This is a genomic window from Synechococcus sp. Lug-A (assembly GCF_024345655.1).
Taxonomy (GTDB): Bacteria; Cyanobacteriota; Cyanobacteriia; order PCC-6307; family Cyanobiaceae; genus MW101C3.
Genome location: NZ_JAGQBN010000010.1, coordinates 52,226 through 74,806, shown reverse-complemented (window position 1 = coordinate 74,806; position 22,581 = coordinate 52,226). Strand labels below are relative to the sequence as shown.

At 66.8% G+C, this 22,581-nt stretch carries 31 protein-coding genes and 1 tRNA gene; 16 read left to right on the top strand and 16 right to left on the bottom strand.

Annotated features, from left to right (window positions below; genetic code table 11):
- Position 1: 1 nt before the first annotated feature.
- A complete protein-coding gene (gcvT, locus tag KBY86_RS09030) occupies positions 2-1,156 on the bottom strand; it encodes a glycine cleavage system aminomethyltransferase GcvT (RefSeq protein WP_255140905.1) in 1,155 nt (384 codons plus the stop codon).
- A gap of 143 nt (positions 1,157-1,299) precedes the next feature.
- On the opposite strand from gcvT, the gene KBY86_RS09025 reads away from it, so the two are divergent.
- Together KBY86_RS09025 and KBY86_RS09020 are read left to right on the top strand one after the other, a co-directional pair.
- On the top strand, positions 1,300-1,551 hold the full coding sequence (locus KBY86_RS09025; RefSeq protein ID WP_094514442.1) for a hypothetical protein: 252 nt from the start codon (positions 1,300-1,302) through the stop codon (positions 1,549-1,551).
- A 172-nt stretch (positions 1,552-1,723) separates the two neighbouring features.
- The gene (locus KBY86_RS09020; RefSeq protein ID WP_094514594.1) at positions 1,724-2,083 is read left to right on the top strand and encodes a Crp/Fnr family transcriptional regulator; all 360 of its coding nucleotides are present in this window, start codon (positions 1,724-1,726) and stop codon (positions 2,081-2,083) included.
- On the opposite strand, the gene speB is transcribed toward KBY86_RS09020, so the two are convergent.
- A complete protein-coding gene (gene speB / locus KBY86_RS09015) occupies positions 2,077-2,952 on the bottom strand; it encodes an agmatinase (RefSeq protein ID WP_233133127.1) in 876 nt (291 codons plus the stop codon). The two genes, KBY86_RS09020 and speB, sit on opposite strands and share 7 nt — an antisense overlap.
- A 92-nt stretch (positions 2,953-3,044) precedes the next feature.
- Positions 3,045-3,938, bottom strand: a complete 894-nt coding sequence (gene speE / locus KBY86_RS09010; protein WP_094514591.1) for a polyamine aminopropyltransferase — start codon at positions 3,936-3,938, stop codon at positions 3,045-3,047.
- A gap of 100 nt (positions 3,939-4,038) precedes the next feature.
- Between speE and arfB the strand changes: the two genes are divergently transcribed.
- The gene (gene arfB / locus KBY86_RS09005; protein WP_255140904.1) at positions 4,039-4,476 is read left to right on the top strand and encodes an alternative ribosome rescue aminoacyl-tRNA hydrolase ArfB; all 438 of its coding nucleotides are present in this window, start codon (positions 4,039-4,041) and stop codon (positions 4,474-4,476) included.
- A 13-nt stretch (positions 4,477-4,489) separates the two neighbouring features.
- Here arfB and mazG read toward each other — a convergent pair whose 3' ends face one another.
- A complete protein-coding gene (gene mazG / locus KBY86_RS09000) occupies positions 4,490-5,404 on the bottom strand; it encodes a nucleoside triphosphate pyrophosphohydrolase (protein ID WP_255140903.1) in 915 nt (304 codons plus the stop codon).
- Between the two features lie 35 nt (positions 5,405-5,439).
- Positions 5,440-5,973 (bottom strand): metal-binding protein, encoded by a 534-nt coding sequence (locus KBY86_RS08995; protein ID WP_255140902.1) that lies wholly within the window; start codon positions 5,971-5,973, stop codon positions 5,440-5,442.
- 61 nt (positions 5,974-6,034) lie between these two features.
- Here KBY86_RS08995 and KBY86_RS08990 point away from each other — a divergent pair.
- A tRNA-Val gene (locus tag KBY86_RS08990) sits at positions 6,035-6,106 on the top strand.
- 121 nt (positions 6,107-6,227) lie between these two features.
- On the opposite strand, the gene KBY86_RS08985 is transcribed toward KBY86_RS08990, so the two are convergent.
- Positions 6,228-6,437, bottom strand: coding sequence for a hypothetical protein (locus KBY86_RS08985; RefSeq protein WP_255140901.1), 210 nt, complete (start codon positions 6,435-6,437; stop codon positions 6,228-6,230).
- 437 nt (positions 6,438-6,874) lie between these two features.
- On the opposite strand from KBY86_RS08985, the gene KBY86_RS08980 reads away from it, so the two are divergent.
- Positions 6,875-7,081: a hypothetical protein gene (locus KBY86_RS08980; protein ID WP_255140900.1), complete on the top strand. Its 207-nt coding sequence runs from the start codon at positions 6,875-6,877 to the stop codon at positions 7,079-7,081.
- A 345-nt stretch (positions 7,082-7,426) separates the two neighbouring features.
- On the opposite strand, the gene KBY86_RS08975 is transcribed toward KBY86_RS08980, so the two are convergent.
- On the bottom strand, positions 7,427-7,849 hold the full coding sequence (locus KBY86_RS08975; protein WP_255140899.1) for a hypothetical protein: 423 nt from the start codon (positions 7,847-7,849) through the stop codon (positions 7,427-7,429).
- Positions 7,850-7,880: 31 nt separating this feature from the next.
- Positions 7,881-8,999, bottom strand: coding sequence for an Acg family FMN-binding oxidoreductase (locus KBY86_RS08970; protein WP_255140898.1), 1,119 nt, complete (start codon positions 8,997-8,999; stop codon positions 7,881-7,883).
- A gap of 512 nt (positions 9,000-9,511) precedes the next feature.
- On the opposite strand from KBY86_RS08970, the gene KBY86_RS08965 reads away from it, so the two are divergent.
- Together KBY86_RS08965 and KBY86_RS08960 are read left to right on the top strand one after the other, a co-directional pair.
- Entirely contained in the window at positions 9,512-11,032 is a 1,521-nt protein-coding gene (locus KBY86_RS08965) for an MFS transporter (protein ID WP_255140897.1), read from the top strand.
- 398 nt (positions 11,033-11,430) lie between these two features.
- On the top strand, positions 11,431-11,613 hold the full coding sequence (locus KBY86_RS08960; protein ID WP_094511483.1) for a conjugal transfer protein TrbI: 183 nt from the start codon (positions 11,431-11,433) through the stop codon (positions 11,611-11,613).
- A gap of 14 nt (positions 11,614-11,627) precedes the next feature.
- Here KBY86_RS08960 and KBY86_RS08955 read toward each other — a convergent pair whose 3' ends face one another.
- Complete coding sequence (locus KBY86_RS08955; RefSeq protein ID WP_094511480.1) at positions 11,628-12,425, bottom strand: phosphatase PAP2 family protein; 798 nt, start codon at positions 12,423-12,425, stop codon at positions 11,628-11,630.
- Positions 12,426-12,555: 130 nt separating this feature from the next.
- Between KBY86_RS08955 and KBY86_RS08950 the strand changes: the two genes are divergently transcribed.
- Entirely contained in the window at positions 12,556-13,116 is a 561-nt protein-coding gene (locus KBY86_RS08950) for a DUF924 family protein (RefSeq protein WP_094511477.1), read from the top strand.
- Positions 13,117-13,193: 77 nt separating this feature from the next.
- Here KBY86_RS08950 and KBY86_RS08945 read toward each other — a convergent pair whose 3' ends face one another.
- The 3 genes from KBY86_RS08945 to KBY86_RS08935 all read right to left on the bottom strand — a co-directional run bounded on the left by KBY86_RS08945 (position 13,194) and on the right by KBY86_RS08935 (position 14,740).
- Positions 13,194-13,457: a hypothetical protein gene (locus tag KBY86_RS08945; RefSeq protein ID WP_255140896.1), complete on the bottom strand. Its 264-nt coding sequence runs from the start codon at positions 13,455-13,457 to the stop codon at positions 13,194-13,196.
- A 370-nt stretch (positions 13,458-13,827) separates the two neighbouring features.
- Entirely contained in the window at positions 13,828-14,271 is a 444-nt protein-coding gene (locus KBY86_RS08940) for a nuclear transport factor 2 family protein (RefSeq protein ID WP_255140895.1), read from the bottom strand.
- A gap of 70 nt (positions 14,272-14,341) precedes the next feature.
- Positions 14,342-14,740, bottom strand: a complete 399-nt coding sequence (locus KBY86_RS08935) for a thiol-disulfide oxidoreductase DCC family protein (RefSeq protein WP_255140894.1) — start codon at positions 14,738-14,740, stop codon at positions 14,342-14,344.
- A 180-nt stretch (positions 14,741-14,920) separates the two neighbouring features.
- Between KBY86_RS08935 and KBY86_RS08930 the strand changes: the two genes are divergently transcribed.
- From KBY86_RS08930 to KBY86_RS08915, 4 genes are all read left to right on the top strand, one after another.
- The gene (locus tag KBY86_RS08930; protein ID WP_255140893.1) at positions 14,921-15,757 is read left to right on the top strand and encodes a MotA/TolQ/ExbB proton channel family protein; all 837 of its coding nucleotides are present in this window, start codon (positions 14,921-14,923) and stop codon (positions 15,755-15,757) included.
- Positions 15,735-16,277: a hypothetical protein gene (locus KBY86_RS08925; protein WP_255140892.1), complete on the top strand. Its 543-nt coding sequence runs from the start codon at positions 15,735-15,737 to the stop codon at positions 16,275-16,277. The genes KBY86_RS08930 and KBY86_RS08925 overlap by 23 nt, the downstream gene beginning before the upstream one ends.
- A complete protein-coding gene (locus KBY86_RS08920) occupies positions 16,268-16,885 on the top strand; it encodes a hypothetical protein (RefSeq protein WP_255140891.1) in 618 nt (205 codons plus the stop codon). The genes KBY86_RS08925 and KBY86_RS08920 overlap by 10 nt, the downstream gene beginning before the upstream one ends.
- Before the next feature lie 111 nt (positions 16,886-16,996).
- Entirely contained in the window at positions 16,997-17,212 is a 216-nt protein-coding gene (locus tag KBY86_RS08915; RefSeq protein ID WP_094511461.1) for a hypothetical protein, read from the top strand.
- A 126-nt stretch (positions 17,213-17,338) separates the two neighbouring features.
- On the opposite strand, the gene KBY86_RS08910 is transcribed toward KBY86_RS08915, so the two are convergent.
- From KBY86_RS08910 to KBY86_RS08895, 4 genes are all read right to left on the bottom strand, one after another.
- Complete coding sequence (locus tag KBY86_RS08910) at positions 17,339-18,073, bottom strand: hypothetical protein (RefSeq protein WP_255140890.1); 735 nt, start codon at positions 18,071-18,073, stop codon at positions 17,339-17,341.
- Between the two features lie 121 nt (positions 18,074-18,194).
- Entirely contained in the window at positions 18,195-18,344 is a 150-nt protein-coding gene (locus tag KBY86_RS08905) for a chlorophyll a/b-binding protein (RefSeq protein WP_094511454.1), read from the bottom strand.
- Positions 18,345-18,413: 69 nt separating this feature from the next.
- A complete protein-coding gene (locus KBY86_RS08900) occupies positions 18,414-19,238 on the bottom strand; it encodes a peptidoglycan recognition family protein (RefSeq protein WP_255140889.1) in 825 nt (274 codons plus the stop codon).
- 285 nt (positions 19,239-19,523) lie between these two features.
- Positions 19,524-19,892, bottom strand: a complete 369-nt coding sequence (locus KBY86_RS08895; RefSeq protein ID WP_094511449.1) for an AbrB family transcriptional regulator — start codon at positions 19,890-19,892, stop codon at positions 19,524-19,526.
- A gap of 129 nt (positions 19,893-20,021) precedes the next feature.
- On the opposite strand from KBY86_RS08895, the gene KBY86_RS08890 reads away from it, so the two are divergent.
- The 4 genes from KBY86_RS08890 to KBY86_RS08875 all read left to right on the top strand — a co-directional run bounded on the left by KBY86_RS08890 (position 20,022) and on the right by KBY86_RS08875 (position 22,513).
- Entirely contained in the window at positions 20,022-20,414 is a 393-nt protein-coding gene (locus KBY86_RS08890) for a DCC1-like thiol-disulfide oxidoreductase family protein (RefSeq protein ID WP_255100344.1), read from the top strand.
- Positions 20,415-20,452: 38 nt separating this feature from the next.
- Positions 20,453-20,929 (top strand): hypothetical protein, encoded by a 477-nt coding sequence (locus KBY86_RS08885; RefSeq protein ID WP_255140888.1) that lies wholly within the window; start codon positions 20,453-20,455, stop codon positions 20,927-20,929.
- Between the two features lie 67 nt (positions 20,930-20,996).
- Positions 20,997-21,938: an ion channel gene (locus KBY86_RS08880; protein WP_255140887.1), complete on the top strand. Its 942-nt coding sequence runs from the start codon at positions 20,997-20,999 to the stop codon at positions 21,936-21,938.
- Positions 21,935-22,513 (top strand): gamma-glutamylcyclotransferase, encoded by a 579-nt coding sequence (locus KBY86_RS08875; protein ID WP_255140886.1) that lies wholly within the window; start codon positions 21,935-21,937, stop codon positions 22,511-22,513. Before KBY86_RS08880 ends, KBY86_RS08875 begins: the two co-directional genes overlap by 4 nt.
- Positions 22,514-22,581 lie beyond the last annotated feature (68 nt).

Sequence of the window (22,581 nt, the reverse complement as noted above, 5' to 3'; positions counted from 1 at the left end):
CTCAGGAACGCCGGTAGAACGGACGTCGCACCACCACCGCCGGCTCCTGGCGGCCGCGGATCTCCACCGTCAGCGCCGTGCCGGGCCGGGCCGCGTCGGCGGGTACATAGGCAAGGGCGATCGCTTCGGCGAGCGTGGGCGACCAGGTGCCGCTGGTGACCTCGCCCACCACTTGGCCGTCGCGCAGCACCGGGTAGCCATGGCGGGCGATCGCCCGGCCCTGCAACTTCAGGCCCACCAGGCGGCGGCTCACCCCTGTGGCGGTCTGGCGTTCGAGCACATCGCGGCCGATGAACGCCGCCGGCATCTCCAGGTGCACCAGCCAGCCCAGCGAGGCCTCCAGGGGGGAGGTGGTGGCGTCCATGTCGTTGCCGTAGAGGTGCATGGCCGCCTCCAGGCGCAGGGTGTCACGGGCACCGAGCCCGCAGGGGGTCACCCCTTCGGCCAGCAGTTGCTGCCACAGGGCCTGGCCGGGGCCGGCCGCCAGCAGCAGCTCGAAGCCGTCTTCGCCGGTGTAGCCGGTGCGGCCCACGAACGCCATGGCGCCACGTGCTGCACCCGCCGCACTGCCCGCCAACGGCAACGTGCGGTGACCGAAACGGGGCAGGCCGGTCAGATCGGCGCCGCTGAGGGCGGCCAGCCGGGCCTCGGCCTCCGGGCCCTGCAGGGCCAGCAGCACCCCCTCCCCCTTGCGGTCGGCCACGACGATCCCGTGTGGTTCCAGCTGGGAACGCAGCCAGGCGGTGTCTGCCTCGGCGCAGGCGGCGTTGATCACCAGCACCAGGACATCGGCGTCGCCCTCCGGCCCGGGCTGGCGCCCGCAGTCGTAGACGATCAGGTCGTCGCGGATGCCGCCGGCCGCATTGAGCAGCACCGTGTAGCAGGCCTCGCCAGGGCCGATGCGGTGCAGGTCGCTGGGCACCAGCGCCTGGAGGGCGTCCTTGACGCCGTCCCCCCGCAGGGTCAGCACCCCCATGTGGGAGATGTCGAAGACACCACAGTGCTGGCGCACGGCCTGGTGCTCCGCCACCAGCCCCGAGAACTGCACCGCCATCTCCCAGCCGGCGAAGGGCACCATGCGCCCACCGGCCCCGCGGCAGGCGTCGGCCAGGGGCGTGTGCCTGAGGGGAGCGGCGGGCACGGAGGGATCGGCCATGGGCTGTCGCCTCGCCAGGGAAAGAAGTGGCGCGATCCTATGGAGACGCGTCTGCAAATCCGAAGACTTCCCGCTGGTTCGGTTCTTTCTCTGTTAATGCGCTGCAGCAGTCATTACCTTGAGGAACCAAAAATCGGCCAGCAATGGGCCAGCGTTCCTCCTGCCGCAGCTGTCGTCACTGCAGCCCCCCCAGCGCTGAGGCCATGGGCTGGTGCCATCTGCGCCGCCTGGAGATCCATCAGGAGCTGGCCTCTGATCTCTGGTGCCACCACTGGACGGCACGCAGCCCGCGGCTGCCCGTGTCAGAAATTCTTCCCTACAGCCATCCACACCCCGGGGCGGCACCGACCATCCGCCAACTGGCCCTCACCGACCTGCTCCCCGCTTCGGTGTAGCCGAGCACATTCCGGCCGCTTCAAGCTTGATTGCGTGTGAGTTGACGTTACGATCTTGGGCTGTCACTCCTGCCAGCAACGGCCTGCGCCGCTGCTGAAAGGGTGGCTCTTTCCCCCGATTTCAGGAGGTAGATGATTGCTCACTCTTGCCAGCACGACCCCGGTTGACCTGATGGCCCGACAGGTGGACGGAGACATCCTCACGCTCCCCACCGGATCTTCGATTTTCAAACGCGGTGACACCGCCAGTGCCATCTACGCCGTCCGCAAAGGGATCGTTGAGTTGATCGATCCCAGCGGCGAGCGGCTCTGTTACCGCCCCGGCGAACTGTTCAGTTACCAGGACATCGTCTGGCGGGGTGGCTTCTTCCGCAACGAGGCCCTGGCACGCACCCCGGTGGAGCTGGTGCGGCTCGGTCGCCTTCGCTTCCTCAACCTGCTCCACAACCACCCCACCCTGGCGGTGGTGTTGATCGGTCAGCAGCACGAGCGATTGCGCGAGCAACGCACCAGCGGCTCCTATTGCTACTGACCCGCACTGGGGCGTTCGCGCCCCAGCAGCAGCAGCAGGCTGCGGGTCACCTTGGCGGCCAGCACGGCGCTGCAGCCGCTGGGGTCAAGCATCGGCGCCAGTTCCACCACATCGGCCGCCACCAGATCGTGGTGGCGCAGCTCCTCCAGCAGGGCGGCGAAGTGGCCCCAGAGGAAGCCGCCCGGTTCCGGTGTGCCGGTGCCCGCCATCACGGCCGGATCGAACCAGTCAAGGTCGACGGTGAGATAAAGCGGCCGGCCGCGCAGCGGCTGCAGCGCCGCGGCCAGATCCGCTTGCAACAGCTCCGGTGCCAGGCCGCAACCGCCGGCGCGGCCCACCAGGCGGCCTGTGCGGCGCAGCTCGCTGAACTCCTCGCGTGTGCCGCTGCGGATGGCGATCTGGCGCAGCACGCCGCTGGGAAGCACCTCCAGACAGCGGCGCATGGCGCAGGCATGGCTGTGGCGCGTGCCCAGCCAGCTGTCACGCAGATCGGCGTGGGCATCGAGCTGCACCATCACCAGATCCGGATGGCGGCTGGCCACCGCCGCCACCGCGCCGCTGCTGATCGAATGCTCGCCGCCCAGCATCAGCGGGCGCAGTCCGTGCGCCAGCACCGCCTCGGTGGCCTGGCGCACGGCCGCCACCACCGGCTCGGGCGCTCCGAAGGGAATGTCCACGGCGCCGAGATCGGCGAAGGCCAGATCCTCCAGATCCAGATCCAGCTGCGGGTCATAGGTTTCCAGCCCGCTGCTCACCTCCCGGATCGCCGCCGGCCCGAAGCGGGTGCCGGGGCGGAAGGAGGTGGTGCCGTCGTAGGGCACGCCGAACAGGCCGACGCGGCAGCCGGCCGGATCCCGCCGGGCCGCCATGAAGATCGCCCCCTCGGTGGCGAAGAGCTCGGCAGCGGAAGGCTCGCCGCTGGAAGGGTCGGCGGCGGACAGCTCGATGGGAGAGGCGTTGCTCATGCCTGCAGCTCCCGTTCGATCGCGGCGGGTACCGCCTCGAAGGCACCGGCCTGCCAGCGGGGGCTCCAGATCGAGCAGCCCTCGGCCACGGACGCGGCGCGCTCCGGCAGGGCCCGGCGGTAGCGGGGCCCGTCGGTGGCAGCGAAGGTCCAGCTCCACCAGCCGCTGGGGTACATGGGCACCCAGCCATAGAGAGGATCGGCATGGCCGAACACCTCCCGCAGCAGCCGCACCGTGGCCACGTGCACGGCGCGGAAGGCCTCGGGCGATTCGCTCTGGGTGGCGAACACGCCACCGGGCCGCAGCAGGCGGCGGCAGTGCTCGAAGAAGGCGCGGTTGAACAGACCCTCGGCAGGGCCGGCCGGGTCGGAGCCATCCACGATCACCACGTCGTAGCTGGCAGTGGCGGCGGCGGCCACCCAGGCGATGCCGTCGCCGATGGTGAGCCGGAAGCGGGGGTCGCTCCAGGCGCCGCCCCCCAACCCAGGCAGATGCTGCCGGCAGAGCTCCACCACCTCCCCGTCGATCTCGACCATGTCGAGCTGCACCACGCCCGGGTGGCGCAGGCATTCGCGGGCCGTGCCGCCATCGCCGCCACCGATCACCAGCACCCGCTCGATCCGCTCAGCGGCGCAGAGGGCGGGGTGCACAAGCGGTTCGTGGTAGTGCCGTTCCTGCCGCTCGGCCGTCATCCAGCAGCCGTCGAGCAGCAGGGCCTTGCCGTAGGTGCGGCTGTCGATCACGGTGATGCGCTGAAACGCACTGGAGCGCTCCACCAGCACCTCGGCCTCCAGGCCGTAGCGAACGCCCTGGTGGATCTCATCCACCCAGCCGGGGCCGGCAGCCGCGCTGGAACTGGGCGTGGGATCGAAGACGACGGGATCGGGCATCGCACAGCGGAGCATTGCTTCCCAGCTAAGCGTTCCGTGGCGGTGTCGCGGCGCACCTGGCCGCGCGGCGCCCCCTGCCGGGTTCTGGCAGCCTGGGGCCATGGCTTCTGATCTGACCGTGACAGCGTCGGTGCGGATTCCGGCCGCTGAACTGAGCTGGCGCTTCTCGCGCTCGGGCGGCCCGGGGGGGCAGAGCGTGAACACCACCGATTCGCGGGTGGAGCTGGTGTTCGCCCTGGCCGCGTCGAGCGCGCTGACGCCCGTGCTGCGCCAGCGGGCCCTGCGCCGGCTGGAGGGGCGCCTGGTGGATGGGGTGCTGGTGATTGCCGCCTCCGAACACCGCTCGCAGTGGCTGAACCGCCAGGCCGCCGAACGCCGGCTGGTGAGGCTGCTGGCGGAGGCGATCGCCCCACCGCCGCAGCCCCGTCGCCCCACCCGGCCGGGCCGCGGGGCCGTGGAGCGACGGCTCACGGCCAAGCGGCTGCGCAGCGCCATCAAGGGCCAGCGCCGTTCCCGCCAGGGGCTCAGCGACGACTGAGACGCCAGCGGCTTCAGCTGTCCTGGGCGGCGCGGATCTGCGCCTTGGCCTGCTGCCACAGCCCCTCCAGCCGTTCGATGCTCTGGCCACTGAGGTCCCCGCCCAGGGCCGCTTCCACGCGGGAGAAACGGTCGAGGAAGCGGCGGTTGGTGCCCGCCAGGCCCTCGTCGGGATCGAGCCCGCACCAGCGGGCCACATTCACCAGCGTGAAGATCACATCGCCCAGCTCCGATTCGGCATGGGCGCGATCGCCGCTGGCCACCGCCTCGCGCAACTCGGCCAGTTCCTCTTCCACCTTGGCCCACACGCCCGCCATGCTTTCCCACTCGAAGCCGGCGGCGGCGGCCTTGCGCGAGAGGGTCATGGCGCCCGCCAGCGCCGGCTGACCACGCAGCTTGCGGGCCAGGCGGGCACTGAGCGGCGCCGAGCCGGGCTGGCCGGTGAACGGCTCACCAGTGTTGGGCTCACTGCTGACGGCAGCGACCTGCTCTTGTTGCCGGTGGTGCTCCTGTTCCTGCTCCTCGGCCTTGATCGCCTCCCAGCTGCGGCGCACGGCGGCACTGTCGCCGGCCAGGCCCCGGTTGGCCTCAGCCGCGGCGGCGAACACATGGGGATGGCGGCGCACCAGCTTGTGGCGCAGGTCGCGAGCGATCGCGGCCAGATCGAAGCGCCCGGCCTCGCTGGCGATCTGCGCATGCAGCAGCACCTGCAGCAGCAGGTCGCCCAGTTCCTCCTGCAGGTGGGCGTCGTCGCCATGGCGGATGGCGTCGGCCACCTCGTGGGCCTCCTCCAGCACGTAGGGGATCAAGGAGCTGTGGGTCTGCTCCAGGTCCCAGGGGCAGCCCTGCACGGGATCGCGCAGGCGCTCCACCACGGCGATCAGAGCCGCGACTTCACGCGATGCGCTGGGATCGGATTCAGCTGGCATGGCGAGGCATGAGGGGGGCGCAGCGCCCTTGCCCCTCACCGTCTCACGGACCGGGCGCTGACGCCGCGCGGGCGCCGGCGCCGGGGGCGCCAGCGGCGCGGTAGCCGCACATCGGGGTCGCCGTCCTGGAGCAGATGCAGCCAGCTGCTGGCTTCCAGCCCGGCCAGGCCCACCAGCACCAGCGGGCCGTGGACGCTCCACAACGTCTGCAGTCCAGCGGCGAGTGTGCGCGGGGAGGGGGCGCCAAAGGGCTGCAGCAGCAGGCTGAGCACCAGCAGCCACACCGCCAAGTAGGCCAGGCGCAGGGCGGTGCCCAGCAGCGGACCGTGGGAGGCGATCGAGCGGTGCCGCAGGCAGCGGCGATAGGGATACCAGAGCACCGCCAGCGGCCCCCAGCGGCGCAGCGGCCGCGAGACAGTGTCGAGGTCGGGGGACAGCCACAAGCCCCCCACCAGGAAGCTGCTGCAGCCGCTCACCACCCCGGCCAGACCGAGCCACGGCCACCACAGCAGCCCGAAGGGCACGCATAGCCAACAGATGGCGCGGTCGTGGCTGCGGCCACTGGCCATCGAGGTGCGGGCGCCGGATGGTTGCCAGCATGGGGGGTGACACGGCCAGAATGCGCACCTGGGGCGATTAGCTCAGCGGTAGAGCGCCTGCCTTACAAGCAGGATGTCGCTGGTTCGAAACCGGCATCGCCCATCCCAGAAAAGCCAATCCCAGAGAGGAAAGAGCCAGCGAAGACATGGCCGCACGTGGGCGCCCCCTGGCAGGTCGGTGGCAAACCGGCGAGCTGTCAACCTGGCCACACTGCCGGGAGCTGTCAGTGGTGCCTGAGGCCTGCCTGCTGATCGATGCCGACAGGATTCATCGGACTCGAGCCAACCGTACGCTCTGGCAGCATCATCGCAATCGCATGGGTGGAGCTCGACTTGATCGGCCCAGGAGTGATCCCAAGGATGTCGAAGAAGAAAAGGGGCAATCTCTTGATGATCAGCTTGGGGATCATGCTGTCAGCGACAACGTCGCACAAGAGAAGCAGCGGGCTGAATGGGGACTGATTCACAAGCAACTAGCTGTCACAAAACAATCAACAGTTTGATTGTCTGCACTGGTGAGGAACAATGACAAGCTGGCAGGGTGACTCTCTATCCGCGTTGGCTTCTTGGCGCAGCTGGTGATGCCGATGAAGCCATCAGAAGAGTCGAGTATCGACCCCCGAGCAATCAAACAGCTGCAGCCTGAGGATCGCTCGGAGGTGAGTCAGTCTTCCCCGGTGTGAGACAGGGGAGGGGTCGTTGTTCCTCAACAAACCCAAGACCAACCGCTTGAGGGCTGTCCACTGGAAAAGCCAGCGTGTCTACACAATGATCAACGCCACTGTTTCTCTATCCCAGCATAAAGTCAGAGACCAAACTTGGTGGCAGCCTGCTGCTTGCAGATTGTCTTGGCATTGCTGATGCTCACACGTTGGTGCACCTGATCAACGACACAGGTGCACGTGTACGTAGCCAGACCGGCGGGCGCTGGCTTGCCCGAAAGGGCAACTTCAGCGTTGACGGCATTGGTGCAGTAGTGCATGATCAGATCATCTTCCATATTCTGCGCATGGGCGCCGCAGGGGAAGCAGGCAAGGGTGCCGCAGCTGATGGCCGCGAGAGCAAGCAACCGGGCTGATGCCATCACTGATCAGATTGGAGGCTGGTGAACGTAGCTTACAGGCATTGACAGATCTGAGCGAAAGCCTGGGCTCGTGGGGTTGATGTGCCGACAACTCACAATGCCGGAAGACCGGAGGCCCCCACACATTGAGTTCAGCGGCAAGGCTCTGATGCAGGGAAGCTGTGTATGGAATCCGTGCATGCATGTTGTGTATAGATTCTGTGCATGGAATCAAGGCGCACTGTCTGCCGATGCTGCCGATGTGATGGGGCACTCCTCGCAACTTGTCTGTGCGGCGCTGGGAACCAACGACAAGGCGCGGCATCATCAGGCAATAGGTGGCTGGATGATGGAGAAGCCTCACACACGGGAAGCCGATGGGAGGCGCGCCAGAACAAGCGGCATCACAGCAAACAGCACCAGCATGGCCAGATAGACACCACCAGAAACTGGATCCCGGCTGGCTACATACTCGCCAAGCGTGCGCTCCTGAATGGCAACTGCAACCAAGACCTCGGCGCCAACCAACAGACCCAGCGCAAGACATCCAGCCCCTAGGCGCACCATGGCACTGGCGGGAAGACGAAAACGCCAGATGATCAGACGGGCCGACACCACAATGGCCACGAACATGAACGGCATTTCAATGAGCTCCGCCGTCCGTTCACCAAGGCGCGGCACAAGCAGTGTCACACGAATCACACCCAGCACAAAGCCCACACCGAACACCAATACGAAGTAGGTGATTCCAGCCTTGATGGCTCGAAAGGGGAGACGATCCATCAATCCATCAGTGGTAGCGCAGCCGTGCGAATCAAATCAAGACCTCCTGCAGTGGCCGTCGCAGTGAAGACGGCAGCTTGGGACCTCGGCCGAACCTGACGACAAGATCGGGCCGCCACCCTCCGAGAGCCAGATCATCAGCAAGCTGCGGGCGCAGCGTGGACACCTCTACGGGCTGATTGAGCATCGCAGTGCGAATACCCAAGGCTGCCGATTGCAGGGCAAAGCGCTCATAGCAACGCCCCACTTCCACCCACTGCTGCGGCGTTGGGGATTCCGAGGCGAAGATCGCGATACCGGCAGAACTGCGCACATGCTTGGCGTACGTCTCGTTTTCGCCTTTCGGTGAAAGCAGCAGGCTGAAAAGCAGGCGTCCCAGCCATGTCGGCACAGACGGATGGCCAGACGATGCAGCGTAGAGTCCATCCCCCGTTCGAACCGCCTCACGGCCGTTGAATCGGACCCACTGCTTCAATTCAGCCACGAAGGCGGCATCATTCAACTGGATCGTGTTGCCTTGAACGACAGACTCCAGGAGCGTCTCCATGGCCTTGCGTTCGGTCAGGACAATCAGCTGAACACCGGCGCCCGTACCGGCCTTCACCAACAGTTCCAGTTCATCGCGAGCAAGGGGTTGGCCGTCATACTCACCACGTGTGCTCTGGCGCTCGGGAATCGCCTGAAACAGTGTTGACGCGACGGGTGTTGTCGGCGTTAAGGCGAAGCGCAAGACAGTGCCCCCTGCCGCATCAAAGCCGGAGTGGCTCATCCACCCATGGGCCAAAGCCGCCTGGCTCAGGTTCTCGGCGGCACAGCCGAGGGAGACGAACAGATGGTGGTTCTCCGGGTCGACAGCAGGGCAGCGTCGTGAAAGATCCGGCTCAAGCGAGATGGCGCCATCGAGGAGGCGGAACTTCCAGCACTGCGTGTTATGGCTGGACGGCGCCAGAGTGGCGTAGCGCACAAGCTCATGCAGCAGAGAAGGCATGCCGCCGGACGCGGCCTTGCTGTGACGCCAGGTGCGATCCACTGAGGCTTCATAGCTGTCAGCACTGGGCTCCGGTGAGCATGAAGAGATGCCGGCACTGGCGGTGGCAGTGCCGGCTGCGGTGGCCAGTGCGGTGACCACAAATTCACGACGGGTCGTCATGATTCAACCTACTGCTCATGAAACCAGACGGTTCAGCTCAGAGGGCAAAAAGAGATCTGAGGCTTAGCCCGTCGCAATGAGAGCTTGCTGGGATGACGGTCTACTGGAGCCGCACGGTTACCGCAGGCTTCAGCCGCGCCTGCGCCTGACGGAAGTGAGCAAGCGTGGCAGCCGGCGGATTCCGGTATCGGTCATGGGCCAGGGCAGAAATGGGGATGGAAATGGGGCGCATGGACCCCTGCGAAGGTGATGGTCAAGCATTCGCCAACGGCACAATCCTTCATCCTGCCAACCCAACGACAAGACAGAAAAGGGCGATGGCTCTCATCACCACGTGCAGACAGAGGTCCCTGCCAATCCCGTCCACCTGCATGATCGTTCGACCATAGGGTCAGTCGGGCCCTGGCTATCGATCCCTGTGAATGCTTCAGCAGCGGCTCGCTGCCTTCCACGACCAGCACGTTCCTTTAGAGTCAGGCATCGAAGGCTTCTCTATCAGGGCACACACTGCCATGGTCTCAGACAACCCAGCTGCCCTCACACAAACAGAGACGCCCCCGCCTAATCCCGATCGCTGGTGGACCCTGGCCGCCGTGGAATGCGGCAACTTCGTTGTTTATATGGATGGGTTCATCGTCACACTCGCCCTGCCGGCGATGGCGCGTGAGTTCGGCGTTGGCCTATCGGTTCTGAAATGGGTGATCGTCGCCTACATGCTTACCGTGACGGTCACCCTGCTGCCGGCCGGCCGCCTGGCCGACATCTGGGGACGCCGCCGCATCGTCGTGATCGGCATGGGCGTCCTCGTCGTGACGTCGGTCCTGTGTGCGCTGGCCCCCACGGTGGAAACCCTGATCGCCTTCCGCGTTCTCCAGGGTGTGGGCGGCGGCCTGGTGCTGGCCAACGTGATGGCCGAGATCACCGCCGTCTTCCCGAAGCAGGAGCGGCGCAAAGCCATGGCCGTCAATGCCTCGATCCTGGCGCTGGCTCAGGTCACGGGGCTGGTGCTCGGCGGCCTGCTGATCGGCCAGTTCGGCTGGCGCTCCCTCTTTCTGGTGATCCTCACGGTGAGCCTGGCCGGACTGATCCTCAGCCTCCGGATCCTCAAGGCCCGCCCCCGCAGCCTGGACCGCACCGCCATGGACTGGACGGGTGCCGTGCTGGCAGTCGTGGCCACCAGTGCTCCCTTCCTGGTGATTGAACAACTCTCCGAGGCTGGACTGAAACCAGCCAGCCTGGCGATCCTGCTGGGCGGCGTGGTGGCATTGGCCCTGTTCGTGCAGGTGGAGCGACGCCTGCCGATACCGCTGCTGAATCTCGAACTGTTGCGACGGCGTGCCTTCACCTGTGGCTCGGTGGCCGCCGCCTTCTACTTCGTTGCCGCGGTGTCCTGCTATTTCCTGCTGCCGTTGTATGCGCAACTTGTGCTGGGACGCTCGCCCGTGATGGCGGGTGTGCTCATCGTGCCGCTCTCCTTGGTTCTCACGGCCACGAGCCTGACGGTCAGCAGCCAGGGCGATCGGATCGGTGCGCGAACCCTCAGCACAGCAGGGATGCTCTGCATCAGTGCAGGCCTGGTCGGACTGTCCTGGCTGGGTCCCGACGCCTCCACCGCCAGCATTATCTGGCCGCTGATGCTGCTGGGCATGGGCGGCGGGCTCTTCCATCCCCCCAACAACAGCGCCACGCTCAACACGGTTCCTGCCGAGCACCTCAGTGTGGCGAACGGCTTCCTGTCGATGGCTCGGAACTTCGGACAGGCGATCGGGGCGGCGCTGGCGGCATCACTGCTCGCCAGCGGCCTCGGCGCAGCAGGGGCAGAAGCAGCACTGGCGGGGGAGGTGGGTGCGCGGCTTGGCGGGTCCCAGCTGGAGGCCTTTCTGGGGGCGCAGCAGTTGGCGTTTCGTTTGGCGGCAGCACTCGGGCTGGTGGGAGCGGCGGTGTCCGTTGGCCGCGGAGCAGAGGTGCCGGTGGTAACGCGCGTGACGGAGAGGCCCATCGCCAGCCGTAGCGATGGGAAGGGGATCCGGTGATGGGGATGCAGAGCGCACTCTCCAGCTTCCGCACCACGCCTTCATGGCTGGGCTTGAATCTGTCCGTTCTCTTGCCAGAAAATCCAGCACCCCCTACCAATTGCCAGCGCTGAATAGCAGTTGCAACATCGCAAATCCCGCCAGACAGGTGGCGGCCAGGAGCGGAATGGTATGCAGCACGGTCGGAACATCCTGGTGCTTCGGTTTCGTCATGCTGCGACCGCTTGCGGGCCGCGCAATGGCCAGGTGCGGAGAAGCACAGACACACTCGTCCATGAAGTTGTGTGCCCGCCGCCAGCCTCTGCACGGCGATGGCGCCGCTCCATCCGGTTTCAGAATGAAGCGGCTGGGCGGCAGCGGCAGCAGAGTGGAGGCAGAAACCTGCTCGCGGAAAGGCTATGAATGCCACCCTGGAGAAAGCCACCACCACCCAGTGCGCCTGCCCCGGCTGCCACTGCAGCGTGAAGGCCGACACCCCCTTCCGCAACGGCGCCCTGCTGTTCTGCAGCGACGCCTGCGCCAGTGGCCACCCCAACGGTGAACCCTGCCACGCCGGCTGCGGCTGCGAGTGTCACGGCTGAGGCTCGGCGGAGGGCTAGAGCCCCTCGCTATCTGTTGAGGCGTTGGTGAGCACCGGCAGACCGGCGGGCGGGGCCACCAGCAGCCGCTGGCGATCCTGCGCCACCTGCTGCCGGAACGCCTGCCACTGGGGAGACGCGATCACCTGTTGGCTGATCGCCTTGGCCAGGCGCTGGCTCGCCAGCACATCACTGGGGTAATGCACGCCGCAGTAGGCACGGACATGGCCCCCCTGGCTACCCACCAGCAGCAGCCGTTCCCGCCGTTCCGGCACGACATCGGCCAGCAGCAGGGCCGCCGTGGCAAACCAGGTGGCATGGCCACTGGGGAACGACCAACCCGATTCCAGCGGCAGGCAGGGCCTGAGATCCCGGTGGCTCAGAAAGGGGCGCGGCCGGGCAACGGCATTCTTGAGCTGATTCTTGAGGGTGTCGGCACGGCTGAGGAACGCAGGAAGGCCCTGGTAAAGCGTCGGTGAGGCGTCCTGCAGGTTGGTGCCGATGGCGGCATCAAACACGCTGAGATTGCGGTTGAGGAAGTGCCAGCTGAGTAACACTCCCTCTGCCGTGCGGGTGCGCTGGTTCCAGCGCAGGATCGCCAGATCGTCGCGTTCCGCCTGGCTGGCGGGAGCGGGCGGCTGGCCGATCACGGCACGAAAGGCGGCCGGATCCAGCTGCAGGCCTGCCGCCGGATCGCTCGGCTGGCCCGAAGACTGGGCGACGGACTCGGTGCTGGGCCTGGCCAGGGCATCACCGCTGAGCAGCACCAGGCAGGAGGGCAGCAACAGGCCCGACAGACAGAGTCCAAGGCGCATGAGCTTGATCCTCAGCTGCTCGCGGAAACCGACTGTAAAGAGTGGGAATAACGACCTATCACCATCTGAGGGGCCGCAGGATCTGCAGCCCCAGCCGGCCGATCAGGATGCGGGCAACTGCTGAAGGCTGATGGCTGCTGCTGCCGAGGAGCTGGGGGCGGAGGTACTGGCCTTCTGGTTTGAAGCCGCGTCGCCCAGCCAGTGGTTCCTCAAGGATCCGGCCTTCGACCACCAGGTGCGGGAGCGGTTCATCGGCCTCACCCGCCAGGCGGTGGCCGGAGAGCTGGCGGCCTGGGGCCGGCAGCCGCACACCGGCCTGGCGCTGGTGCTGCTGCTCGATCAGTTTCCCCGCCAGATCTGGCGGGGCTCCGCCATGGCGTTCAGCGGCGATGGTGCGGCCCTGGCGCTCAGCCAGAGCGCGGTGGCGAACGGCTGGGTAGCGGCCGAAACCGACCAGGCCCGGCGGCAGTTCTGGTTGATGCCCCTGATGCATGCGGAAGACCTGGCCGTTCAAGAGGCGGCCGGCCCGTTGTTCGAGCAGTTCACCGATGCGCGCACCGCCGCCTTTGCCCGCCGCCACCTTGAGGTGATCGCCCGTTTCGGCCGCTTCCCGCACCGCAACGACTCCCTCGCGCGGGTTTCCAGCAGCGAAGAACTCGCCTTCCTGCAGACCCCCGGCTCAGGGTTCTGAGGCGGCCAGGCCGTGGGGTCGCCGGCAGGCCGTGGGGTTGCCGGCAGGCAGTGGCGCGACACACCCCCGCAGATGGTTCACGCGGGATTGTTGCCGCTGATCTCTGTACAGGCTGGCGAAAGGAACTGATCAGCCTTCTTGCGCTCGGCTTGCAGTTCGAGTTTGCAGCGATACACGAGCGCCTCGTAGCCAGGATCGCGATGGGCCGGGATGTATGGGTTTGTCCCAGAAGGCGCAGGGGCGGCCGCAAGATCAATGCCCGCAGTGCCTGTTTGCGGATTCTCCTGGGGTGGGGTCAGGGGTCCGCAACCCGGGTCGACGGATCCAAAGCCCTGGCCCATGGCTGAAGCTGGGTGCTGGTCCACCGGAATCAGAGAGAACAAACAATGGCCAGGCAAGGCTGCAATCTGAAGCACCTTGATATGAGCGCTAGTTTTACTCATTTGTAGATAAGGGTCAAGCACAGAATGAGCCAAGAGCCTCTCACTTCTCTCTAATAGTTCACTCATGCCTGCCTATCAATTTTTCCGACCCTGATCATTCTGCTTTGCCCTCTCGATCACTCACACAGCCAATCCCAAGGCAGGAACTGAAGATCCGCTGAGCGCCCATAGTGAGCTGAAAGGCTGAGGATCAGGCAGGACCAATGGGCCCCCTCCACAGCCCTGTCTGTGCCGCCTTCCCCTGCTCGCACCGCTCCGGTGAGCAGCTTCAGCTCACGAAGCGGCGGTACATCCAGCGCACGAAGGGGCCGATCACGGGCACCGGGGCGAAGGTGGGGCCCACGAAGTCGAAGTAGTCGCGGTGGTCGACGATCCTGCCCGCCTCATCCAGCAGCAGGCGGGTGGTGCCGGGATAGACAAACTCCACGCCCTTGATCCGCAGACCCATCACCCACTCCACGAAGGCGGTCCGGTCGCTGACGACCACCGCTTCGGAGCGCAGCATCACGTCGTCGCAGCGCTTCATCAGCCCCTCCTGGGCGGCGAGGTAAGCATCGATGCCGGTGGCCTCCTGCGTGGGATCACTGAAATGCACGTTCTCGGCATACACGGCACGCCACTGCTCCGGCGTGGGGGCCGGCTGTCCATAGGGCTTGGTGAACAGGGCCTGCAGCGAGGCGGCGGTAAGGGGCGGCACGGAGGGATCAGTCATGGGGCAACGGGTTGGGGGTACGGGCTGAGGCAGAGCATCGCAGCGCTGAGCGGGCGGCCCGGCGCGGAGATCAGTGGGCGGCCTGGCGGGCGCAGAGGGTGTCAAGGTCGGGGCGGCCGGTGAGGCGCAGCCGCCAAGCGGCCCAAAGCCGGTAGATGGCGTCGACGGCCGGGCCCAGCAGAGGCCAGCTGGTGGGGGCATAGATCCAGCCCAGACCCACCTGCCGGTAGGCCTCGCGGAACACCGCCACATCGCGCAGCACCGTGCCATCGGAGCTGAGGCCATGGATGCGGCCCATCGCGTCGCGGTAACTGATGCCGGCATAGGCAGCGGGGTCGTAGCCGGGGGCGTCGATATCGACGAACGCCAGCCGGCCCCGGCCGGCATCGCGGCGGCGCAGTAACGCCACCTCGCGCAGGCAGAGCGGGCAGGCTCCGTCGTACAGAAGCGTGAGAGCGGTGGCCGTCATGGACTGAGGCTAAGAAAACCGGTGCAGGGGCCGGGGGCGAGACCTTGCTTTGGGGCCCGTGCGCGGCAGCCTGCCGCTGCCAACCACCAGGGGAGTCGGCCCTAACGTCGAAGCCGGCACCAGCGCCCGCCACCATTCGCCGTCGCCCCCGCCGCTGCCTCGGAGTCCCATGGCCCGCCGATGATCGACACGCCCGGGCCGGCCGCCAGCGACTTCGAGGATCTCGCGCCTGCCCTGCTGGATCTGCCGCCGCGGCGCTGGATCCGCAGCCCCGCCCTGCTCTCGATCGTGGTGGGGGTGATCCTGACCCTGGCCCTGGTATTCGCCGCCACCCCCTACCGCGGTAGCGCCGTGGGCGCCTTCCTGCTGGAGCGGGGCGTGACCCAGCCGATCACGCTGGCGATCGCGATCACGGTGGTGGATTACTGCCTGCGGCGCCTGATCGTGTGCCGCCGGGAGCGGCGCCAGGTGGGCCGCGACTGGGTGCCCCGCGGGCTGGTGGATCTGCGCCCGGCCGATTCCGATGTGCGCACGATGTTGATCCTGCTGGGCCAGCGCCGCAGCCTGATCGCCAATCGCCTCTGCCGGCTGCTGCGCTGCTTCCAGGATTCCCGCTCCCGCGGGGCCACCCGCGAGCTGCATCAGGACGACATCGCCCTCACCCAGGCCGACATCGAAGACGGCTACGGCGTGACCCGCACGATGATCTGGGTGTTGCCGATGCTCGGATTCCTCGGCACGGTGCTGGGCATCTCGATCTCGATCGGTGGTTTTTCCGGTCTGCTGGCCAATGTGGAGGATCTCGACAAGGTGAAGTCGAGCCTCACGGCGGTGACCGGCGGGCTCTCCACCGCCTTCGACACCACCTTGCTGGGCATCATCACGGCAGTGCTGTGCATGGTGCTCATGAGCATCAGCGAACGGAGCGAATACCAGCTGGCCGGTGAAATCGAAACAGCCCTCAACGACGGATTCTTCCCCCGCCTGAGCCGTGATGAGACCAGCCCGGCGCCGTAGGCACGCGTCGATCGATCTGATCGGCTTCCTCGACATCCTCAGCGCCGTGATGGTGATCGTGCTGCTGGTGATCTCCGAGCTGGCGCTCTCGCTCGGGGTGGACCGCGGCCGCACGGCCCGGGTCGAGCCCCGCAGCAAGCCCACCGCGAAACCGGCGGCGGCGGCAGCGAAACCGATCGCGGATCCGTGGATGCAGGTGCCCACCGCCGCGTCGTCCCCGCTGGTGGCGCTCAACAGCGCCGATGGGGTGCCGATCACCGGCTCCACCACCTTCCTGCTCTGCCGCGACGGCCAGGTGGAACGGCACGATCCAATCAACGGCAGCATCACCGCCCGCTGGGATCTGGACCTGGTGCCGCCGGAGCTGATCGCCGAGGCGGTGCGCACTGATTACATCTATCTCGCCGTCGCCGGCAGTTGTTTCGCAGCGGTGCAACCGCTGGTGGGCGCCCTGCGCAGCACCGGGGCGCAGCTGGGCTACGAGCCGATCGGCGAGGGAGCGCGCACGCCATGGCGCTGAGACGCAGCGGCCGTCAGGGGCACACCGAGCTGTCGTTCGACAGCCTGATCGACGTGTTCATGAACGTGCTGGGGGTGCTGATGCTCACGGCCGTGGTGATGGCGCTGTCAGTGCGAGGCGGGCCCTCGTCAGCGCCTGAGCAACGGGAACCAGCAGCGGCCGCGCCCGCCACGCCGCTGCCAACACCGCTGCCGCAGACAACCAAACCGCCCCGCCGCCCGCCAGTGCAGTTGCGGCTGCCGCAGGTGCGGGACGTAGGCACCGAGCCGCTGTTCGTGTTCGTGAGCGCCGATGGGCTGCGCCCCCTGGGGCTGGGTGGTGAAGGCCTGCTGCAGCGCTATTTCTTCGTGACAGCGGAGCAGGGCCAGCTGGTGCTGGATCCCCGGCCCGCCGCGGTGATGAGCGCCGGTGCCTTCCGCAACTGGATCCGCACCTACAGCACCAGCCGCCATCACATCGTGGCGGTGGTGAGCCCGGATGGCGCCGAGCGCTACCGGGAGGTGCGGGAGGCGGCGCGGGCGGCCGGGTTCCGCTCCGGCTGGCTAGAGCACCAGGGGGGTCCGCTGCGTGTGGGCGAGGGCGGCCGGAAGGGCGAAAGCGTGCAGTGAGGCCAGAGGGCGAAGGCGTCCAGCGGCCAGAAGGGCTGGCCTGCACAGCAAGGCCTGAATGGAGCCACGCTTAACAGAACGTCACACTAGAGTGGTTAAAAGGATGTACCCATGGACGCACTGTTTGCCTTCTTCTACTTCGCCTGTTTCGCGGCCATCGCTGGCGGCGCCTTTGCGTTGATGCGCCAGAACCTCCGCCAGACTGACTGGCGCGCCGCTCCCTCAGCCCCCCGCCCCCATCCCGAAGCCCCGGAACCAGGCGATTCGGTGATGTACGTCGACCTCAGCCGCGAACGGCTCGAGAGCCTCTACAACCAGGCCAGCTGAACGTGCCAGCTGAGCGGGGCCCCAACCGCCGCATCGAGAGCATCGAAGCTGAAACCATCAACCGGCTCCGGCCGGTTTTTTGATGGCGCATGACCCTGCAGTGAGCTCAACACTGCAGGGCCCGGATCAGCCCTGGTACGTGGTGATCGTGGAGGTCACCTGCAGAGGTTGTTCGGCCTGGCTGTCCACCTGAAAGGCCATCCAGGTGGTGTCGACGGAGCGCTGGCGCTCGATCAGCGGGAAATCCACGCGGCGCCGCTCGTAGGTGAGGCCAACGCAGCGCAGGCGTTCCTCATCGGCCATCAACGACCACAGCACCTTGATGCCGGCACGGTCGTAGGCGAAGGGGGTGTCGCTGAAGCGCAGCTCGGGGGTGAATCCGGGCAGGCAGCGCACCTGTTCATTGGTGGCGCAGGAGAGGTAACGGCCGTCGTCGGTGGGGAAGAACCAGCAGGTTTCGTTGGCCGCAGCGGCGAGCGGGAAACTGTCGAGCAGCCGCAGCTGGCGGGGTTCCGGCTGCGGCGAGGCGTTTTCACTCTCCAGGTCGTAGACGCTGAGCCAGAGACGCTCCGCCGCGAAGCGAGGAATGGTGGCGTTGCAGAGCAACCGCCGGGCCGGCGAGCTTTCGGCGGAAGCGTCTGGCAACGCTACGAACGGGTCGTCGCCGGCGGCGTTGGCCCGGCCGGCACTCACCAGCTCATCGAGGGAGCCGTCCCAGCCGGGGGGGCAGCGAAAAATCCTGAGCGACTGGGCCTCCGTGATCGCCTCGTGCTGCTGGGTCAGCAGCTCTGACCACTGGGGCGGCCCGCTGGAGGCGCCGGTGGCGCTGCCGTGAAGAACGAAGCAGAGGGCGTGGGCCATGGCAGGGAGAAGGGGGCGTGGGCGACCGGATCAGGCAGGGCTCAGCTCCCAATAGCAAAGCCCACGGCAGGTGGACCGCCCGAGGCGATCGACCTGCCGTGGGCAGTGGGTGGGCCTGGGTTCAGCCGAGGCCGATCTGGGAGAGGATGCCCTGGCCGGTGAGCAGCTCGGTGCCGAGGCCGATCACGAAGCCGAGCATCGCCAGACGGCCATTCCAGGTTTCGGCGAAGGCAACGAAACCGAAGCGGGAAGGGGTGGTGCTGTTGGTCATGGGGTGGGTAGCGAGGTGCTTCGCAAAGCGTAACAGAAATCTTTGAACTTCGTTACGAAGCCGCCGCCATCAGTAGGTGGCCCGCTCGGTGTCGTAGGCGGTGAAGCCGCAGGCCTTGGCGGCCAGGCGGTAGTGGGCCATGAACTGGTCCCAGCGGAAGCTGCGCGGGTCGTAGCGGGAGTGGCTGCGATCGACGGCGGCGTGGGTGGTGAGGCGGCTGAGCGGGATGCCGAAACGCGCCTGCCACAGCAGCACCTGGGCGGCGGCGGAACGGTACTGGGCGTCGGTGTAGCCGGAGTGGCCGGGGGTGTCGCCACGGCCATCGGCGGGTGACACCAGGGCGAGGTGCAGCGCCACGTTGTTGACCGAGCCCACCGAGGTAGGCCGGATCCGCACCGTGAAATCCCCGAAGGCCGACATGCCGGCGCCATAGGCGCGGTTGGCATCGGGAACGATGCGCAGCCGATCGCCGGCGGGGTTGATCACCAGGTGGTAACTGACCTGGTCGTTGTCGTTGGGGTGCGGGGTGCGGAACAGGGCCAGGGTCTGCGCTTCATCGATCACGGTTTCGTGCAGCACGATCAGGGCCGGCCCGGCCGGCACCGCACGACCGAAGGCATCAGCGGGCTGGCGTTCGCCGAAGTTGGTGGGATCGGCGGGCTGGTTGCGTTCCGGCGCCAGGCCGATGGCGGCGGCGCAGCGGGCCAGCTCGGGCTCGGAGCGCCGCGGCAGGCCCGGATCCGCGAGGGTCTGCACCTCCCAGCTGGGGCGGGGGCCATCGGATCGGGGCGCCTCGGGCCCTTGCCCCTGGCAGCCGCTGAGCAGGGCCGCTGCGGCCAGAGCCGCCAGCCAGGGTGCGCGGTTGAACCAGAAACGAACGCGTGGATGTTCCATGGCGGCCATCCTCAGAGCTCGCCGGCCAGCGATCACACCAACGTGTCGATGCTGCAGCACCAAAAGCTGAAATCAGACCCGAACAAAGGAAATGCCGCCCGAGACATTTCAGGCATGAACGCCAGAAATGGATCGAACGGCAGGGGTGGCAGCAAACCGGTGCAGATCTAGACGAAGGAGAACCGCGCGGCTAGAAGCAACGCATGGGCCAGCGCTAGAACCAGATCCGCAAGGAGCGACAGGGGCGGCGACGGAATCAGGGGAGTTGTGCCACCCCCTTGGAGCTCATTCGTCGGCTTCTTCGCCACCCACGGGCACGAGGCGGATCTGCTTCTTGCCGAGCTTGATTTCGAACTCATCGCCGGGCTGCAGACCGAGGATGGCGGTGTAGGCCTTGCCGATCAGCAGGTTGCCATTGAACTGGACCTTGGTGACGTAGCTGAGCTTGCGCCCGCCCTGACCAACGCCATTGCTGCTGGCGGAACCGAGGCTGACTCCCTTGGCTTCCAGCAGGGCTTCGTAGAAGGCCGTGAAGTTGAGACGCTCGCTGCCGTCCTTTTTGGTGCTGACGTACCCAGCGGCACGCACAAGCTCGGATTTACCGACATCACCAAGCTCCTTGACTTTCGCCAGGAGATCAGATCCGGTGAGCATGGGGTTGTTGTGTAAGACAAGGTCAATATAGCCACACGAGGCAATCGCTTGCCAGAGGGTTCCTTTCAGCCAGCCCAATCCGACCGCTCTCCCCTGCTTCCTAAGATCGGACCTGTTGGAAGTTGCCCAGTGAGCGCCGATCCCCACACTCCAGCGTTGCAGTTGGTGTATGACGGCGGCTGCCCTTTCTGCCGCCATTTCGCCAGCACAAGTGAGCTGCGCGGAGGAGTGCCCCGCCTCACGATCATTGACGGCCGCGCCGATGCGGAGCTCCGACATGCACTCCAGCAACAGGGATTCAACCTGGCAACCGGTGCCGTGTTGATGGAGGGAGAGCGGATCTGGCACGGCGCTGACGCGGTGGCAAAACTGTGCAGTGAACTGGAGCCCAGTGACGGCTTGTTAAGGCTGTTGCAGGTGATCTTCGGCAACCCGGATCGCACCCGTCTGCTCTATCCCGCGCTGCTGCTCGCTCGCCGCCTGGCGCTAGCTGCAAAGGGGCTGCCGGTGGATCCCGGCTGAAGGGCCGAAAGCGGCAGATGGCTTACGCTGCAGGGCAAGTGGCCGGAACGCTCTTGAGCTATCTGCGCGAGATCATGGGGCGGCTCAAAGAACGGGCCGAGGCTGATCGCCGCAGCCAGGCGGCACCGGCTGAGCCCCTGGCGGCTGGTTCCACAGGCGGCAAGGTGCCGGCGCTGAGTGGGGCCGTCGAGCAACACATCGCCAGCTACCGCCAGCATCTGAACGCCTGCAGCGACGCCATGCTGCTGTATGAATGGGCCTGGATCGACGACCATCTCTCCAGCCTGCGGCTGTCGTCTGGGCATGAACCGATGCGCCAGGCGTTGGGCGGCAGCACAGCGGTGGATCAGTTGCTGCAGGAAACCAACGCCTTTCGCCAGGCGCTGCGCGAGGTGATGCAGGCGCGTGATCTGGAGCCCAGCAACCGCACGGCGCCGATCGAACCGATGGAGCATGCCTGGGAACTCAGTCATCCTGTGATACGGGAGGCCTGGGGGATCGAACCCCACAGCTGAGGCCTGAAAGTTGCCCGCTGGCGGGCTACAGCATGCGCCCTCCTGCCGCACGCCATCGCACCGCACCATGGCCCGCTCTCGCCCACGCTCCCGCCCCCAAGCCAGGCCCCGGCGGCTGAAGCCGATCCACCTGCAGCGGGAAGAGGGGGTGTACCGCACCGACGAGATCGATCAGATCTTCTCGTTATGGCGCGAGCCCTACCGGCTGATGCTGTCGTGCCCATGGTGGGGCTTCCTGCTGCTGATCGCGGCCGGGTATCTGGCGATCAATCTGCTGTTCGCCGGCCTGTATCTGCTGGATCCGGCCGGCATCGGCGGCGTGCCGGAAGGGTCGGTGGCGGGCTTCAGCGAGGCCTTTTTCTTCAGCGTGCAGACGCTCGGAACGATCGGGTATGGGGTGCTGCACCCCCGCTCGCTGACGGTACATCTGCTGGTGACGTTGCAGGCGCTGGTGAGCCTGATCTTCACGGCGGTGACCACCGGGCTGGTGTTCGCCCGCTTTTCACGCAGCAAGGCGGAGATCCTGTTCAGCGAGATCGCCACGGTGCAGCCGTGGAACGGGGTGCCGTGCCTCACCTTCCGCATGGCGAACGTGCACCACAACAGCCTGGTGGAGGGTCACCTGAACGTGTTCCTGGGCATGGACGAGTACAGCACGGAGGGGCAGCGCATGCGGCGGGTGCATACGCTCAAGCTGGTGCGCAACCATGCGTTTCACTTCCGGCTGATGTGGACGGTGATGCACCTGATCGATGAGCACAGCCCGCTGGCGGGGCTGGAGGTCGAGCAGCTGAAGGCCCGCCACGGCGAAATCCTGGTGTCGTTCCACGGCATCGACGAAACGGTGCGCAGCCCGGTGTTCGCGCGCATGTCTTACCCCGCGTCGCAGCTGCGGCCCGACGAGACCTTCGAAGACATCGTGCTCGACCAGGGCGACGGCGACCGCTTTCTCGACTTCAGCCGCTTCAACCTCACCCGCCAGTGCCCGCCCGCCGCTCCAGCCCCATGAGCAGCGCCGACCCCACCCATCTGGTGTTCGTATACGGCACGCTCAAGCGCGGCCAGGCCAACCACCACTGGCTGGTGGGCGCCGAAGCCCTGGGCCGCACCCGGCTGCAGGGCATGGCGATGCACAACCTGGGCCCCTACCCGATGGCCGTGCCGGTGCCCGCGCCTGCAACCGACTCACCCACCACACCCCCGCCCCTGCTGCACGGCGAGCTCTACCGCGTGGACGCTGCCGGCCTGGCGCGGCTCGATTTACTGGAAGACGTGCCGAACGAATACCAACGGCTGCGCCGCCCGCTGGTGAACGGCCAGGAGGTGTGGGTGTACGCCGGCGAACCCGAGCAGGCCGCCCACCTACCGCCGGTGCCCTTCGGCGATTGGGGCACCACGCCGGTGTTTTTTCCGCGTGAGGTCGAGGGCGCCAACCCTGAGGCGGTGCCCGCTCAGCGCGATGACGGGCAGTGGGGGGTGGTGATGCACCTGGGGCCGGAGGAGTTGGAGGGAGTTGGGGAAGAGTTGGTGGTGACGGGGGTGTTTGGTGAGAGGTTTTGGGTGGTGGGTGGAGAGGGGGATTGAGGATGGTGTATCAAAGGTTGCGCGCGGTTCTCGCGTGCAGGCTGGGGCGGAGTTGCGATTCGCGGGCG